Annotated in this window: 16 protein-coding genes; 2 read left to right on the top strand and 14 right to left on the bottom strand. The window is 54.8% G+C overall.

The window, feature by feature from the left end:
- The first annotated feature begins 134 nt into the window (after positions 1 to 134).
- Positions 135 to 437, top strand: coding sequence for a helix-turn-helix domain-containing protein (locus Q0903_RS09190; RefSeq protein ID WP_366141499.1), 303 nt, complete (start codon positions 135 to 137; stop codon positions 435 to 437).
- 169 nt (positions 438 to 606) lie between these two features.
- Complete coding sequence (locus tag Q0903_RS09185; protein WP_299414762.1) at positions 607 to 1,542, top strand: AraC family transcriptional regulator; 936 nt, start codon at positions 607 to 609, stop codon at positions 1,540 to 1,542.
- A 430-nt stretch (positions 1,543 to 1,972) separates the two neighbouring features.
- Here the strand turns inward: Q0903_RS09185 and Q0903_RS09180 are convergent, their stop codons facing one another.
- The 14 genes from Q0903_RS09180 to Q0903_RS09115 form a co-directional block, all read right to left on the bottom strand.
- Positions 1,973 to 3,604, bottom strand: coding sequence for a calcium-binding protein (locus Q0903_RS09180; RefSeq protein ID WP_299414760.1), 1,632 nt, complete (start codon positions 3,602 to 3,604; stop codon positions 1,973 to 1,975).
- Positions 3,605 to 3,822: 218 nt separating this feature from the next.
- Positions 3,823 to 4,410: an isochorismatase family protein gene (locus Q0903_RS09175; protein WP_299414758.1), complete on the bottom strand. Its 588-nt coding sequence runs from the start codon at positions 4,408 to 4,410 to the stop codon at positions 3,823 to 3,825.
- Between the two features lie 81 nt (positions 4,411 to 4,491).
- Positions 4,492 to 4,758 carry a DUF2798 domain-containing protein gene (locus Q0903_RS09170; RefSeq protein WP_299414756.1) on the bottom strand — a complete coding sequence of 89 codons (267 nt, stop codon included), beginning with the start codon at positions 4,756 to 4,758 and terminating at the stop codon, positions 4,492 to 4,494.
- A gap of 13 nt (positions 4,759 to 4,771) precedes the next feature.
- The gene (locus Q0903_RS09165; protein WP_299414755.1) at positions 4,772 to 5,701 is read right to left on the bottom strand and encodes a sugar phosphate isomerase/epimerase; all 930 of its coding nucleotides are present in this window, start codon (positions 5,699 to 5,701) and stop codon (positions 4,772 to 4,774) included.
- Positions 5,694 to 6,635, bottom strand: coding sequence for an alpha/beta hydrolase (locus Q0903_RS09160; protein ID WP_299414753.1), 942 nt, complete (start codon positions 6,633 to 6,635; stop codon positions 5,694 to 5,696). Before Q0903_RS09160 ends, Q0903_RS09165 begins: the two co-directional genes overlap by 8 nt.
- Before the next feature lie 730 nt (positions 6,636 to 7,365).
- Positions 7,366 to 8,061, bottom strand: a complete 696-nt coding sequence (gene urtE / locus Q0903_RS09155; RefSeq protein ID WP_299414751.1) for an urea ABC transporter ATP-binding subunit UrtE — start codon at positions 8,059 to 8,061, stop codon at positions 7,366 to 7,368.
- Positions 8,062 to 8,064: 3 nt separating this feature from the next.
- The gene (gene urtD, locus Q0903_RS09150; protein WP_299414749.1) at positions 8,065 to 8,805 is read right to left on the bottom strand and encodes an urea ABC transporter ATP-binding protein UrtD; all 741 of its coding nucleotides are present in this window, start codon (positions 8,803 to 8,805) and stop codon (positions 8,065 to 8,067) included.
- On the bottom strand, positions 8,802 to 9,974 hold the full coding sequence (gene urtC / locus Q0903_RS09145; RefSeq protein ID WP_299414747.1) for an urea ABC transporter permease subunit UrtC: 1,173 nt from the start codon (positions 9,972 to 9,974) through the stop codon (positions 8,802 to 8,804). The genes urtD and urtC overlap by 4 nt, the downstream gene beginning before the upstream one ends.
- A gap of 2 nt (positions 9,975 to 9,976) precedes the next feature.
- Entirely contained in the window at positions 9,977 to 11,902 is a 1,926-nt protein-coding gene (urtB, locus tag Q0903_RS09140) for an urea ABC transporter permease subunit UrtB (protein ID WP_299414746.1), read from the bottom strand.
- 75 nt (positions 11,903 to 11,977) lie between these two features.
- Entirely contained in the window at positions 11,978 to 13,237 is a 1,260-nt protein-coding gene (gene urtA, locus Q0903_RS09135) for an urea ABC transporter substrate-binding protein (RefSeq protein WP_299416023.1), read from the bottom strand.
- 628 nt (positions 13,238 to 13,865) lie between these two features.
- Positions 13,866 to 14,630 carry a YHYH protein gene (locus Q0903_RS09130; protein WP_299029776.1) on the bottom strand — a complete coding sequence of 255 codons (765 nt, stop codon included), beginning with the start codon at positions 14,628 to 14,630 and terminating at the stop codon, positions 13,866 to 13,868.
- A 168-nt stretch (positions 14,631 to 14,798) separates the two neighbouring features.
- Entirely contained in the window at positions 14,799 to 15,326 is a 528-nt protein-coding gene (locus tag Q0903_RS09125; RefSeq protein ID WP_299414744.1) for a hypothetical protein, read from the bottom strand.
- Positions 15,323 to 16,321 carry a YHYH protein gene (locus tag Q0903_RS09120; RefSeq protein ID WP_299414742.1) on the bottom strand — a complete coding sequence of 333 codons (999 nt, stop codon included), beginning with the start codon at positions 16,319 to 16,321 and terminating at the stop codon, positions 15,323 to 15,325. Before Q0903_RS09120 ends, Q0903_RS09125 begins: the two co-directional genes overlap by 4 nt.
- Before the next feature lie 65 nt (positions 16,322 to 16,386).
- Entirely contained in the window at positions 16,387 to 16,908 is a 522-nt protein-coding gene (locus Q0903_RS09115) for an Arm DNA-binding domain-containing protein (protein ID WP_299414740.1), read from the bottom strand.
- Positions 16,909 to 16,974: the final 66 nt, after the last annotated feature.

Below are 16,974 nucleotides of genomic sequence, written 5' to 3'. Positions count from 1 at the left end.
CGTGCTAGTTTCAACGCGCGCTTGGGTGTAGGTAAGGCCTGAACCGATGCTGGTAGGGCTTTGCAATGACCCAAGGAGACGACACCAAGACACCGCGATCATGGTCCGATCAGGTAGGAGATGGTCCTTTCAGCATGACGTTTCACGAAGCCAGCGAATTGATCGGCAAGCGGTGGACAGGTGCGATTATCAGGACGTTGTTCCATGGCAAGACCCGCTTTCGCGAGATCGCAGATGCGATCCCCGGAATGAGTGACAAGTTGCTTTCGACAAGATTGAAAGAGCTGGAACATGCAGGCATCATCCGGCCAACCGACACCGAGCGAGGCTATGCGCTGACCGAAAAGGGTAAGGACCTGCGGTTGATCCTGATCGAGATTGCGAAGTGGGCGCACCGTTGGGCGCAAAAACCTGACGGAGAAGAACAGGACAAATAGTTCTGTTTGTTTCATTCCGTCTAGTTCTTTCCGAGCCAAGACCTGCGCTGTGGCGACCTTTGTGCGCGCAAGCACTCTTTCGCTCACCAACAATTATTCCGAAAACAGCACTTATCTTTCAGTTCGATTTATACTAACCTTAAGTTAGTAATCTGATAGGCGAGATCTTATGACATCCCATTTCACGCAATCGAACACTGATGCGCTTTTGGGACGTTCTGATGCGGGTCAGACTGCGCTGTCAGCGGGGTGCCAGCGGGCATCTGGAAACGGTGTAAAAAGTCCTGAGCAAAACGGATTTACCTATCGAACCAATGGTATCTCGATTGATGTGACGCCACCTGGGCGTGTTGTACGTCGATTTCCACCTGCAGACCTGACCATAAATATCGCACCTTCTGGTATTGTAGGGTCTTCGTCCTGCTGTCGGGTGAACGGTAAGAAAATTTTCCAAAAGCAGGGTGCTACCGGTGTCATGGATGTTTTCGCATATGGGCAGAGTACGGAAATTGACTGTTTCAACCATGACTGGGGCTGTATTTTACAAATCGATCGTCACCGCTTGGACGCGGTTGCCTCAAAGAGCCTCGATGTTGAGCAATTGACCGTGCGCGAGCACACGCGCTGTATTGACACAACAGCAGGGCTGCTTGGGCGGATCGCAATTGACCATCTCAGATTTGATCACATGCCGGATGCAATTTTCCTTGAAGGGCTGTCTATTGCGCTGACTGCTCGCGTTTTCGCGTTGGCTGGAGCCGATACAGGCCTTGCACCGTCGATGCCGCGTCTCGATCCACGCTTGCGGCGCGCCGTAGATTACATCGAAGATAACATCGGTACCTCGCTGAGTGTTGCAGAATGTGCCAGAGTCGCAGCGATGAGCCCCACTTGGTTCGCGCGTTCGTTCAAGGCAGCAAACGGCATCGCGGTTCATGCCTATGTCCGTGAACGCAGGTTGCAACGTGCGATGGGTATGTTGGATCACAGCCGAATTAGTCTGACCCACATTGCGCATGAATGCGGTTTTGCCGACCAATCGCATCTGACCCGCAACTTCTCAAAACGGTTTGGCATGCCGCCCAATGCATGGCGCAACCGCTAGGTTGGGTTGATGACCAACATCGAATTAGATCGGTAAGTCGGTTCATAGCCAGAGCGGCCAGAGGAAACTCTCCACCAGTGGATAAACTGGTTTTGATCGGCGTCTCGTCATGGAGAGCTACAGCAAACCGGATGCAGCAGGGCTGCCGCCAGACATCGGGCGTGGGCGCACGATGACCCGATGCGGCAAAAGCGGATTGCGCACTGCGCTGTGCTAGAGTGTCCTGCCTTGCTGCCCGATGTTACCAGTTGCATTCGCCCCAAGCACTCTCATTCGGGCAGCCTGACCTGCACCATAAGAAGTCACTTGTTTTCTGGCCAAGTAAACGGAACGTCTACGCTAAAGGTTGGAAGGGTATTCTCTCTGGGGCGCTGGTCAGAAACAAAGCTGCCGTGATGCCCAGATGACCGAAAGGCACCGTGTTTGGCGGCTAGAAAACGAAATCCGACTGATCAAGCACAGCAGTCTGAAGCACTTCGATCTGGGTGCCATCATGTTCTACAACTGTGGCATCCCCGCGCTGAGAGATCGTCAAATCGGCAAAACTTGCGCCTGCGACAATGATGACATCGCTGCCGCGTTCAAAGTCCCTGATCTGGTTGGTGCCATCGCCTGCAGCAAAGACGAAAGTGTCACTGCCATCCTCGCCCCAAACAACATCCGAACCGCGGCCTGCCCAGATCACATCATCGCCGTTACCGCCACGGATCCAATCGTCGCCATCGCCGCCCATCAGACTGTCGTCACCCCACAGACCCCAGATGTTGTCATCACCGATTTGGCCGTCCAATTGATCGTTGCCGCCGCCGCCATATAGGAAATCACCATGGGCGCCACCGTTTAACTGATCGTTTCCAGCCCCGCCAAACATGGTATCATTGCCTGTACCGCCGTTCATTGTATCGCTGCCACCGCCGCTGGCCATGTCGTCATTGCCACCAAGACCATTCATCACATCAGCTGCGTTGCTTGCGCTCAATGTATCTGCTTGTTGCGTTCCCGTGACCCGCATGCCGTCTATTTCGGGGAGTTCAGGCAGAGGTGTCTCCGGCTCTGTTGGCGCTGCCTCCGCTGCGGTTATGGCACCCTCAACGGCCTGCGTCCAAGCGGGGTCCAGACCGTTTGGGGTGAACCAATCTTCGTCACCCGGGTTGGAAAAGATGAACACGGCCTCTTCGCTGTGGGCAAAGGCGTTCACCAGTGTTTCCTCAAATATCTCAGGCGTCATTGTGGCACCAACGGGATATTCATCGGTCAGTACCATATGGGCCTGCGTCACTAGATCATCCCAGTTCTCGCGCACTTGTACGTCCACGGACCACCCGAACAGGTCTGCGATGATATCACTTCGATACTCTTGCGATTGCGCGAACTCTGCAGCGGTGCGCAGCTCATAAAGCTCGCCCATGTCGATCAGGGTTTGATCAGGTCCCAACCCTTGGGCCATGCCAGTGAAAAATGCGCCGCGCAGTTCGTGAAAGCCGGGGCCGCCGCCCTGGCGGACGATGGCGCTTGGCTGGCCCTCGTCAAAGACCGACATATAGGGGCCGTGCATGACGCCCACTTCCGCTTCGGGAAAGACCTCGTTTATCGCCTCCATAATCTGCTGTCCGCGCAGGGCGGTCTGGTTTTGATAGACCAGCAAATTGGACGGATCAGCGTTCTCGTAATGCTCTGGATAGTTCTGCCACTTGCCGTTGTATTCCTCGTTGTCAAAGATCAGGCCTTGATACCCCGCCTCACGCGCGGCCAAGGCGACGGTACGAAAGTTATCAACCACTTGCGCCCAAGCGGCATCGTTGAACACATCACCGGGATCGTCGGTCTGGGTTAGGAAATAATTGTGATATTCGGCGTTGAAGTCTTCGAACCCGTTCATCTGGTTGCGCGTGTCCTCAAGGCTGATGACCACGCCCGGTTTCATCAGGTTCCAACTGGAAGCGCCGTTCATGACCAGGCCGTCCATCTCGACAGTGCGGGCGAAATCAAGGTTGTTCTTCAGTGTCCACACGTTGGACGAGGAACTAGCGGAGTGGATGATAAGGTTGGGTCTGTCAGTCATCGGAAATCCTCAAGCTGCTTGGTGTGCTTGAGGTTCCGACATGTTCAATGCGATAGGCAACAATGGTAGCCATACACTGCAATATTCGGCGCATACTCGCGTTTTAACCGTTTCAAGTTGTGCGAAAAATTGCGTAAAGAGAACTTTAATCAAGGATGCAGGGACGCGATCAGAATTGCCCTTAATCAGATCAAATCGCGCAGCGCGGCAGGCCTCTTTCAGATGACATTTCCCCAGCGGGTCAACGTCTGATACAGCACTCCTACAGCTTCGCCTTGGGGGTTCTCCCAGTCTTTTAACAGCTCGGATGCCAGCGACGCCCAGTTCAGCATCACTGCTCCCGCCTGCGTCATCCGCATCATCGCAGCCTGTTCGTTCAGCGTGCTGTCAGAACCGCAGGTGTCGACCACAACATAGCATTCATAACCCGCGCCCATCATGTCGAGCGTCAACAGAGTAGTGCAAATATCCAAAGAAATGCCGCCAAGGATGATCTTCTTGCAGCCGGTTTTTTCAATGTGATCGCGAAACGCCGGTTCGTCCCACGCTGATGGGGTATGGCGCTCAATCCGGACGGCATGGTCCGCGTGGGCAGTAACCTGTGCAAAGAAATTCCCGCGAAAGCTGCCTTCTTCACCCAACATGACGGTGGGCATTTCAAACAGCGCCGAGAGGCGGGTCAGCGCCTCTGCGTTCCGGCGCAACAGATCGTGTTCGATCGTGGTGATCCCAGGCAGGAAGCCATCCAGAAAATCCACGAGGATTACGACACTATTGTCTGCTGTCAGTTTTTCACAATAGTCCATGTTATATCCTTTTTATGATAGCCCCGCTTGGCACATCTGCAGTGCGATGAGGTTAATTGCACGCCAACGCCGGTTGCTGTTTCACGACCTCATCACCAATTTGTCGGTCAGGAACCGCGCCACGGGCGAGACGAGGGCGACCACCGGCAGCACGATCACATAAGTGCCCACAAACCGCGTAAACCATCGGGCGATAAACGGGTCGTCGCCGGACGGTGTCTGAACCTCGAAAATACCAGAGAGGACGACCCCCATCAGAAGGGTCATGAAAAAAACAAACGTAAGTGTCTCAAAACGCGAGGAAATAATTCCGCCTGTGTGCTTTCGGTCCGTCATCTCGACTGCCATTCACGACTTTGGGTCATGCAGGCATACCCATAACCTTGCGCAAACCCGCCTCATTGCGCTGTACGGCGTCTATCGCTGTGGCTTCGTTCATCTCCTGAGAGAACGTCTCTGGCCCGAGAGAGCGCATGGGCCCCATGCCACGCAGCACCGCAATCGTGCGGGCGAGGTCAAATTCCCCCTCGCCGGGTACTTTGCGGTGGAACAACAGATCGGTCTGCAAATTCTCGACGATTTTGGTGTTGCCGTCCGCAATCTGGACCTCGAGGATCCGGTCCATCGGGATGGTCGCCAACAGATCGTGATCTGGGTTCGAGCGCCAGAAATGCCATGTGTCAAAGGTCAGGCCAACATCGGCACCGCTGGCCTCGATCAAGGCCCAACCGGCTTTAAGGTCGGGGATCTTCGAGGTCGGCATGAATTCAAATGTCGGCTTCAGCCCGTTAGAAACCGCACGTTCTGCAAAGGATGCCATAGCATCGGCATAAGCGGCCTGATCATATGCGTCTCCCGCAGATTCCACGAGATTTATCTGCCCCGTTTCCAGCACATCCGCCATGCGAAACACCTCGTCCTCGCTCACGTCGATAAAGTCGCGGGTGTATTGATCAACGCCTTCCATGGTCCAGCCGGGCACCCAGCCTGTGTAGGGATCGATTGTGGCGATTTTGATACCAGAAGCGCGGATTAGCGCGGTGATTTCAGGATCGCTGAGCCCCTCGGCGCGCCAGCGGTTCATGTCTGCAGGGAATACGGTCATATGGCTGAAGCCGCTTGCGGCAACAGCCTCCAGACGAGTGGCCAATGGATGGGCCATCAGGGCAGCACCCCACATGACAAGGCGGGGTTCATTGGGCATTTCAGATGTTCCATTTGTTTGCGCATTGACGGATGCAGCGGCCAAACCTGCTGCGCCGCCCAACACGACTGTGCGTCGATCAATCATTGGTCTGGGCTTTCTTGATGAAGGTCAGGATGCTGGTGGCGACAGCTTCGGTGGCTTCTTCGGTCAGCCAGTGACCGGAGCCTTCGATCGCCATGCCAGTGACATTTTCTCCAAGCGGTTGCATCATTTGCAATACGTAAGGCTCTGGCGACAAAGCCCCCGCATTCAGTGCAAGAACAGGCATGGTGAGCAGCGTCTGAAACTTGGCGGAATTGTCTTTGGCGTCTTGCGGGAAGGCGCGGTACCACTCAAACCCTGCACGCAGGGTTTTGGGAATTGAATACGCCTCGACCGATGCGGCGATCACTTCTGCAGGTGGTCCTGACGGGTCAGCCCAAAGCTCGGTGATAAAGTGGCCTATGTAATATTCGACGCTGTTGCCCACGATCGCTTCTGGCACCTGTGGCACCATGTGGAAGGCGAAGTGCCATGCCAGCGGGTTCGTGGCGATCCAGTCATACGCGGGCGTGCCGGGCAGGGGGGCGTCCATTACGGTGAGTGTGGTCACATCCTCCGGAAATGCGCTGGCGTAGGCATATGCGACCATCAAGCCAATGTCGTGCCCCACCAGATGCACGGGCCCGATGTCCGCACCCGCAAAGGCTGCGTGAATGTCGTTGGCCATGTCAGCCTTGGTAAAGTCGTCGTCCGTGTTTGTGCTGTCACGCACGCCCGGCAGGTCGCAAGCATAGACCGTGAATTTGGCGGACAGGGCGGGCAGCACGGGCTTCCATTCCGCCGCGGTTTGGGGCCAGCCATGCAACAACAGCATCGCAGGTCCATCGCCGCCGACCATGCAGGTCAGCACCTCGTCGTTGCCCGACAGATCAATGCGTTCAAAGCCGGTAGGTGGTTCCATAATGGCTTGGGACAGGGCGATGTTTGGCAACGCCAAAGCGGCGGCAAATGTGAGGGAGGCTTGGGTCAAATTCATATGCTTTGCCTTTTGTTCAAGTATGAGGGGCAGCGCAGTTTTCGGATTGAATGTCGGCTTGGATGCGCTGCGTCTGCAGCACTCCGAGCGTTTATCCAAAGCATACCCGCCTGAATGCGCCAAACGGGCGGCTTCAGCTGCCGATGGACCAAAGACGGGAAAACGCTGATCATATAAACACACTAAGGCGTCACCCGATGCCTGCATTGAACATGAGCCGCGTAAATTTGTACGAAACGGCAGTGTTTGGAGCGAGAGCAGGGCAGGTTGCCGAGTAGACATAGTGCAGTGAAGTGAGTTCTTCCCTGTCATTGGGCGGCACCCTGTGACGGTCGGGCGCCCCATCAATTGTAGCCCAATCCCCTTTTGCGGCCTCGATCGTGCTCCGTCATCAGGCACCAAGGTTCCATCATAAATGGCAAAGACCGTTTTGCGGGGCTTTGACAGGCTTAGGTTTTTCGCTTTTTGCTACGCAGCATTTCGTTGCATTCGCGGTGATGCTTTGCCGGGGCTGCGGCCTATTTCACCGAAGCAGCCGTTCAGTTGGTTCGGCTGCGTCGCCATGAAACAAACCTTTTGCTGCACGGTGCCTGAACTGACGTATCGTGGGACAATGGGGCCTCGTACAGGGGCAGGTCGTGCTACTGTCACTGTGAAAGGTGCGTGAGTGTGCGAGACCTGAATATGTCGCCTTTGCCGGATGTGGCCACAGCCATACCAACCTCTGTGTTCAAGCCATCACTGCATCAAACAGGGTCTGGCGTTCCAAATCATCTGCACGTTGGTGAAACGACACTTCGCCGCGCTTCATGACGGTAAACGCGTCTCCCAGATCAAACGCAAAATCAAAGAACTGCTCAACCAGCACAATCGCCATATCACCCTGTTCGCACAGCAGGCGGATGACGTTGCCGATCTGTTGGATGATGTTGGGTTGAATGCCCTCGGTCGGCTCATCCAGCAAAAGAACCTTGGGCCTCGTTATCAGTGCACGGGCGATGGCCAGTTGTTGCTGCTGCCCGCCTGACAAGTCCCCGCCACGGCGACCAGCCATCTCTTTCAGCACAGGAAACAGATCATAGATCTGATCGGGGACGGCGCGATCGGCTTTGTCCAAGCAGGCAAAACCGGTTTCAAGGTTTTCGACAACGGTCATCATGGGAAACACTTCGCGCCCCTGAGGGACGTAAGCAATGCCCGCTTTGGCCGCATCAAAGGGGCTAAGGTGTGACAGAGGCATTCCGTCGAGCAAAATCGAGCCGTCTGCATAGGGGTGACGTCCTGCAATGGCCTTGAGCAGGCTGGTTTTTCCAACGCCATTGGTGCCCATCACAGCTGTGACCTCGCCCGCTTTTGCCACCAGTGAAACACCGTTCAGGATTTGGCTTTGCCCGTATTTCAAGGTCAGGTTTTGAATTTCCAACATCGGTTAGCGCCCTAGATAAACGTCAATGACGTCTTGGTTTTGCGTCACATGGTCCAGCGATCCTTCGGCCAAAACCGATCCTTGGTTCAGCACCGTGACTTTGCAATTGAGGCGGCGGACAAAGTCCATGTCGTGTTCAACGACAACAACCGCGCGGGTCTTTGCGGCCCGCACCAGTATGTCCGTGGTTTGCTCCCGTTCGACGGCAGACATACCTGCGGCGGGCTCATCCACCAACAACAGCCGTGGATCTTGTGCCAATAGCATCCCGATCTCGAGCCATTGCTTTTGACCGTGGCTGAGCACCCCTGACATCTGGTCCAAAGCAACCGTCAAGCCGATCTCATCACTGATTGCACGCACGCGTTCTTCTGTATCAGCAGCCACGCGGTTGAAGAGCAAATCAAACGGACGGCGCGGGTTCTTTAGCGCCATTGTAATATTCTCCCGGACTGTTTGTGCTTCGAACACAGTGGGTTTTTGAAACTTGCGCCCGATGCCCGCTTGGGCGATCTGACTTTCGGACATCCCCAGCAGGGACACTGACTTTTCCCCCCAAATGACATACCCTTCATCGGGCTTGGTCTTGCCGGTGACGATGTCCATAAACGTGGTTTTGCCTGCACCGTTCGGGCCAATGATGGCGCGTAATTCTGGCTCGGCGATCTGGATCGACAGGTTATTGATCGCCTTGAAACCGTCAAAGCTGACACTCACGCCAGAGACTTCTAAAAGCGTGCTCATGACCGCTCTCCTTTGCGGGGCAGTAGATCAAACAAGCCGCCGATGCCTTTGGGGAAGAACAATGTAACAGCGACGAAAGTCAGGCCCAGCAATACCAACCACCAGTCGGTCCATTTAATTACGTATATGCCCAAGTTGATGTCGGGCGCACTGCCGCCCGTGAACCAGGAGGACATCAGCGACACCACCGCCGCCCCGATCACCGCGCCGTACAGGCGGCCACGGCCACCAATCGCGACCCAAACCGCCAGATAGATTGATGCAATAGGCGCGATTTCCGCTGGGTTAATGATGCCTGCTTGTGGGTAATACAGGGCACCCGCAACGCCAGCGACCATCGCGGTGACAGTGAAGATAAACAATTTATAACTCTCAACATGATACCCTAGGAACCGCACGCGCGCCTCGTTGTCGCGGATGGCGCGGATCACCGACCCGAACTTGCCCGAAGTCATCCACGCGAACATAAGGTACCCCGCGCCAAGGGCTGCGGCAGAGGCCCAGAAAAACCAAAGTGACACAGTAGCTTGAGATACAGACTCAAGCCCCGGGATATTTTGCAGACCGGACAAGCCGTTGTTGCCGCGCAAACCGGTGTCGTTCTGGAAGAAATACAGCGACAATGCCAACGTCATCGCTTGGGTCAGGATCGACAGGTAGACACCTGCGACACGGCTGCGAAAGGCCAGCCAGCCAAAGACCAGCGCCAGCAGTCCCGGCACCAGCACAACGGCCAAAAGTTGCAGTGGTAGCGAATGGGAAAAGGCCCAGATCATTGGGAAATCAGTGCTGCCCACGACGCCAAATATCTGGCTGCCGATCGCGTCTGTAATCTCGTCTGGGGTAGGTGGCAGGACGTTGTTTTCCAGCGATGATACCACAATGTCTTTGGTACGATCATACATCAACCACATCCCGATGGCATAACCGCCAATTCCGAAAAACGCGAAATGCCCCAAGCTCAGGATGCCGCAATAGCCCCAAACCACATCCATCGCTATGGCAACAAGGCACAGGCATAACGTCTTGCCGAGTGTCTTTAGGAACGAGGTTGAGATTACGGCTGTGCCTGCTGCTTCGCTCATGATCGATACGACGACCGTAAAGAGTGACAGGCCTAATAGAAACCACAGCACAGACGGGTTTTTTGCAATGAACGTGCGTTTCATACTCAGTCTCCCGCCGCGCGGCCCTTGAGCGCGACGATGCCCTTTGGCCTGAATTGTATGAACAGGATGACGAACAAAATCATATAGGTTTGTGCTGCCAGCGTGTTGGAAGGGTTCAGCCATTCGATACCTTTTTGACCAAAGCCGATCATTGCAGCGCCCGCCAGCGTCCCCCAGACATTGCCAACGCCGCCGACAACCACGGTCATGAAACTCTGCACGATGTAGTCTGATCCCATCTCGGACGTGACCTTGGCGTAAAGTCCGATAGCGACCCCAGCGATCCCTGCGATGCCAGACCCAAGCCCGAAGGTCATCATGTTGATGCGGTCGGGATTGATCCCCATCGACGATGCCATTCCGGGGTTTTGGGTGACGGCGCGGACCTCCAGGCCCAGCCGCGTGCGTTTAAGGATGTAGAGGATCAGCCCGAGGAACATCAGGGCCAACACGAAAATCGCAATGCGGATAAAGCTGATCTGGATCACGTCATTGACAACCCATGCGCCTGCCAGCCAGTCGGGCGATGTCAGCGGGCGGGCTTGGGTGCCAAAAATGTTCTTGGCCAACTGCTGCAATGCAATCGAGATGCCGAATGTCGCAAGAAGTGTTTCCAGCGGGCGGTGGTATAATCGACGGATCACCAACCGCTCCATCACGACACCAGCGGCAAAGGTAACGGCAAACGACAGCGGCAGGGCGATGATTAGCGACACCGTATAATTCGGAACAAACAGTTGTACGACATAGCCAGTATAAGCGCCCATCATAATGAATTCGCCGTGCGCCATGTTTATCACGCCCATGACCCCGAAGGTGATCGCAAGGCCAATCGCCGCGAGGAAAAAGATCGACGCTAATGACAAGGCATCTAACGTCAGATCAGCCGCCTGCGCCGTGGCGACGCGGCTATCAACAGATCTCAGCGCGGTCTGTGCGGCTGCTGTGATGTCTGCGTTGGGTTCTTCGTAAAGCGTGTAAAACACATGACTATTCAAGGCTGCATCGCGCACGGTCTGCGTAATTAAAACAGGGACCAAGCCGTTAGCAGCCAAGCCAGCATAGGCCGCTTCGCGTCGTTCCGGATCGTTCATCTGTGCCAGAGGAAAGCCTGCAATGCGTCCGTCGATGATGTTCGCTTCCAGCGCTTTTCTGATGTCGGCAGGGGTTTGTTTGGGGGGGGCTAGATCTGCTGCGACCAACTGCGCATATGAGGCGTCGGGCGTGACCATCGGATCGAGGATCGCGGCGATGTTGCTATTTGGTTTTTGGGCCGAAACGCCGTTGGTCGTGGTCAGGATTTGATTCAATACGGCGCGGGCTTCCACGGACGTATCCGTGGAAAGGCTGTCGATCGCGGCGATGCGCATACTTGGCTCTGTGGCAAAGCGCGCGGATAGGAAGTTGGCAAGTTGGACTTTTCGTGCCTTTAGGGCGGGGTCCACTTCGGGGTCAATCGACGCCAAAAGCGGGGCCAGTTGCGCGGCTTCGGGACGCCGCGCGATAGAGGCCACAGCTGTCTCACGGCGCGTCAAATCGGGGTCGGTCAGCTGAAACTGCACCAGTGTCGTCCCGATCAACCTGCGCACGCCACCGTTCGGTTTCAACTGTTTGAATTCAGATTTCGGTGCGGTGGACGCGGCCTGCGTATCGACATCAGTTAGCGAAAGAGTGCCATCCGCTTCCGTGCCAATGAAAAACAGCCCATCGTTGCGCTGCCAGACGTTTTTCTCGGACCATTGCTCCAGAAAGGTGGTGACTTGCGGCAGACCTGACGCGGCAATCGCATCAAGGGTTTCGCTTACCGAACCGCGCGAAGGTTTTGCGATTTCGGCGGCGTGGGTTTGCAAAATGGGCTGGAGGGTTTGGGCAAAGGCAGCGGGTGTATTGCACATCATAAAGATCAAAGCAATTAAGGCGGAGCGCATCAGCATTCTTTCAATACGAATGCGACAGGCGCGCAGCGAACCTTCTGGAAGGGACCGCGTGCCTGCCGCAAGGACTTAGTAGTTAGAAGTCAATTGAACGCATGTTGCGGTTTCAACATTATACATGCCACAGCCGAGATCTTTCCAATCGGACTTCAGCACTGCGGAGGCAGGCAGGAAATCAGTCCACGCATCGCCTGGAACTTCGGTCGTTTGGCTGATGATGTCGAACTGACCGTCTGCTTGAATTTCGCCAATCAGAACCGGCTTGGCCAAATGGTGGTTTGGCAACATTACAGCCGTCCCACCGGTAAGGTTCGGGAACTCTTGACCATACATGGCGCTGCGCACGGCATCGACGTCCGTTGTGCCTGCTTCGGTCGCTGCATTCACCCACATGTTGAACCCGATATAGTGGGCCTCCATCGGGTCATTGGTCACACGCTCTTCGCCAGCGAAGGCCTTCCATGCGGCGATGAATTTGTCGTTGGCTTCAGAGTCGGCAGACTGGAAATAGTTCCACGCCGCCAGATGACCGACCAAGTCGGACGTGTCCAAGCCGGACAGCTCTTCTTCACCAACCGAGAACGCAACAACAGGAATATCGTCCGCCGAAATGCCCGCAGCGGCGAGCTCTTTGTAGAAGCCGATGTTCGCATCGCCGTTGATCGTAGAGATCACGCCAACCTGCTTGCCGTCTTCACCAAGGGCAACAACGTCTGCCACGATGGTGGCCCAGTCAGACTGGCCAAAAGGGGTGTAGTTTACAAAGATGTCTTCGGCCGCGATGCCCTTATCCTTCAGATAGGACTCAAGAATGTTGTTGGTTGTACGCGGATACACGTAATCGGTGCCGAGCAATGCAAATTTCTCAACGCCGAGTTCCTCAAGAAAGTAGTCGGTCGCAGGGATCGCTTGCTGGTTTGGCGAGGCACCTGTGTAGAATACGTTTCTAGACGACTCTTCGCCCTCGTACTGCACAGGATAGAACAGCAAGCCGTTCAGTTCTTCGATCACCGGCAGCACAGACTTTCGTGAAACAGATGTCCAGTTGCCAAAGATCACATCGACCTCATTGACGGTCAAAAGCTCGCGGGCTTTTTCCGCGAACAACGGCCAATCGGATGCAGGGTCAACAACGACCGCCTCCAATTGGCAGCCCAATAAACCGCCAGCCGCATTTTGCTGCTCGATCAGCATCAGCATCGCGTCTTTCAGCGTGGTTTCGGAAATCGCCATAGAGCCGGACAAGGAGTGCAGAACTCCGACTTTGATCGGAGCGGAACATTCAGCAAAAGCAGCAGAGCCTGCGACGCACAGCACGCTGGCGGACAATGTAGAAAGCAAAGTGGAACGAAGTGTCAAAGGATAGACCCCCTAAGGTTTCGCCACGTATCCGGTGCATCAGCTAGTCAAGGCCCAGCCTGAATGCTATGCGGGTTACGCAGCTTCATGTTGCAGCCATGCGGGGGTCGTTATCTGCCAGGATTGCACCCTCGCGTGGCGTTGAATTACCTGTTTCAGGTGCCAACACGATTAATCGGTGGCTGTTGGAACGAAAGTTATCGACGCAGATTAGGTGTTGAAACCGTGGGGGGTGCTGAAATAAGCGCCGATCAAGTGATAAATGCCTAAAATTGCGGCATGTTGAGCGATGCGATTTTTGAAAAAACACTGTGAGATACGACAAGAGCAGCAGTTTGCTCCCCTTTGATCGCTGCCAATAGAAACGATTTGCGGTGCGATGGGCTATTTGCGCCAGTCGGCGCACTTGCGATTTACTTGGTCAGGCATTGTGGTAGGTCGCATGGCCGACTGTTCTGTCGCCCTAAGGCTGTGCTGATGATTATGCACTTGGAGCAACTATTAGTGCTACGTGCGTGCGCCGCCCGATGCATAAATTCACACGTCGCGGATGAAATGGACCTTGGAAAATGATACCCCAAGGTCCGCTTTGGAATATCTAGCCGCCGTCGTTTGGTGGGGCGGGACGGTCACGACGTCCGCCGGCGAAGTCTTGCGAAACCGTTCCTTTGAAGCAGCGTGGGAAAAATGGGAAGGTATCGGTCGCATAGTACACATAGCGCCCGTTGCGCGTCGTCCCGTTGCATTCATCCAGATCGCCCGATCCTTCGACGAATTCGTAGTCCTGGACATAGGTGCCGTCATATTCGCCGCCCGGGCCAGAGGGGCGCTCGCCACTCTTCAATTGCCAGGATGATTTCACGTTTTCGCCCGCATAGTGGATCTCAAAGCCGTCAGCGGCATAGCCAAAAAGGGGAGTATCCAATGAACCTGTCACCGCAGACGGAATGCCGTGATAATGATAGTATCCGTCGCCATCTACGTGAGCGTTTTGCGCATCCATGATTAACCCACCGATACCTTCGACATTCCAACCTGAGGATGGATCACGCGAATAACCCCGATCTGTGGAGGCATCATAGTATTCAGCGGTTCCGGGGCGGAGCGGGATGCCGGTAATGGTAATGCCGGAAATGCGGACGTTCTGGGTGACTGTGTCCGTCAATTGAGGGGTCGCGTCCATGCAAAATTTATGGTCCTGCTCAACAACGATTGCGCCTTCGCGCCATGGTCCGGTTTCGTGCTCAGGTATGCCATCCGACACAATACAACGTTGATCCTCCTCCACGGTCATGGCGACGTGGGCCTGAACTGCTCCTGTGGCGCATAGTGCTAGACTAAATGTGGTTATGAAAGCCTTCATGGTCATCTCCAAAATGTGCGTTCTAACCTACAACGGACGGGAGCCCTATTCCCGTCGTTTTATGAACGAAAAAGTATCAAAGCCTCCGTTCTTTTCATTTTCCGCATTTGTCACCTTGGACGCACAGCTGACTATAGTCCCACACAAAACAAAGACTGCGCCGAGTTTTTACTCGTCACTGGCAGGTCGGATGATCGCTACAGTTGATGCTATCAATGCGCCATCCGGCGTTGCCCACGTACTATGGTCATTTGCATTGAGCGTCACGGTTAAGGCGTTCACGCCGGGCGCGAACAGGGATGAGGGTATGTGATACCAATTGCCATACACCCGCGAGATTTTCGCGCCATTGATATATATGTGGGCATGGCCCTCATTGGGCACGACCTCACGGTTAATGGATGCCGGTGTGAAGGTGAAATTACGGACAAGTATCTGGATGTTGTAGCCATCCATCGCATCAGGAAAAGCCAGATGCGTCAGGCTGGGGATGGGCAGACTTGGGTCGACGGGCAGGGCAGGGTGATCATGCTCCACCCCTTCACCGCCCGTTGCGGACATGCCATGGCTCATACCGCCTTTATCCATGGCAGACATCGCCTCTTGGGCAAGAACCTGACCTGCGAATACAGCAAGAAACCCCAGCGTAAGGCCAGCAAAGATGTTGCCGATCCGAGTGATTTTGTCTGGGTTCATTGTGGCGGTGCTGGCATGACGGCCATAAGGGCGTCGAGGCTGATCCCAAGCTCTTTGGCGGCCCCGTCAAAGTCGGGCGGCATGGTGTCTCCAAGTGCATCCATCAACATTTGCTCGCTTACGCCAAGCTCCTGCGCTATCGCTGCAAAGTCAGGCCGAGCGCCGCCGCTACCGCGCATCATTTCGGCTTGTTCAATCTCGCCGTGATAACAATCGATCATGTAGGGCGCTTCGTCCGCCGTCAGGTGATAATGGTATGTCCCGTCAGGAAATTCTGGTGTCGGACCAACATGCCCGCTGCATTCATCCAGTGCGTCGCTGCTGATCTCTACGCCATTCACGTCCAGATTTGAATAGACTGGAAATCCATCTTCCAGCACACCGAGCATGTAGGAATGTTCGCCCTCCACATCTAGCCTGACCGTCAGACAGACCGGAATACCGTGGTAATGATAGTCTGTACCGTCGACCAAGGTGTGACCATTACATTCGTCCAAAAATGGCACATGGTCGTGGATGACCTGATCATCAATCGCAACAACGGTCCGTTCCATGTCCTCATAATCGTTGAAAATCTGTGCACCACTTAACGCCACACCGATGCGGCCTAGTGATGTGTCAGTGGGCTCCTTCGCATAGACTGGCGTTGTGGTAATCGTCGTGTTGATCTCTGATTCCGTGAAATACTCTGCAGAATTGACCACATCGAAGAACTCGGCCGGTTTGTCAGAAAAGGGTTGGTCCGTTGGATCGATCGGGATCAGATATTGCTCTGCAAACCCGTGATCGGGAATACCATTTGATTGAAATGTGAATGTGCTCTCCGCGGCATCGAGAGTGATGCTGACGTTGTCGGCCCATGTTGCGGCCTCAACTGCGGCTGATGTGTCCACGGTGCCGGATGTATCCTGTGGGTATGACGACAAGAGATATAGGGCCGAACCCGCCGCTAGGACTGATACCGCGACCGTGGAATAGAGAACTTTGCGTGACATAGAGTATTCTCCTTTTTCTAATGTTGGTCTTTAGCTGCCCGGTCCGGGAAATGGTGCGAACAACATCATGATGCGTTGTCTTGCGTGTCTGGGTTTGCATCCCCACTGGGCTGAACTGTTTCACGCGTCATGGCTTGTGGCCTTTTTCCACCCAGTTGGTCGCATAGGTTACGGCTGAGGGCTGCAAGATGCGTGCCATCTTCCTTGCCCATGTTTTCAGTGATCAACTTATCTACACCGCGCCATGCTTGGCAAATTTCAGATACCATAGCCCGGCCTCTTGCGGTCGGTTCAACAGTGCTACTGCACACTCCCGTGGGGTCAATACGACGCATTAGATAGCCTGAGCATCCACCTTGAACCGCGCTTCTTCCTTTGCCTTGCGCGCCTGAGCTGACGTCTGAATGTACACCAAACGAGAGCGGGCGTTCTTTGTCAAACAGGAGATATTTTAACTGCTGCAGCTTTGAGCCATTCATGTTAACCAAGATAAACCAGACTTCGAAGTCAGAAACTTTACATGCTTTGTTGCGGGGTTTCAGGAGGCGCAGTTGAATGTCTGTTAGAGATATCACGTCTCCAGTCAAATCCCGACACCCCCAATCAGAGGGTACGCAGCAAGATACAATAACGCAGCATCGGACGAACGATTT

Source organism: uncultured Sulfitobacter sp. (genome assembly GCF_947502895.1).
GTDB lineage: Bacteria > Pseudomonadota > Alphaproteobacteria > Rhodobacterales > Rhodobacteraceae > Sulfitobacter.
The sequence above is the reverse complement of the archived record's forward strand: the minus strand, read 5'-3'. Positions and strand labels throughout refer to the sequence as shown.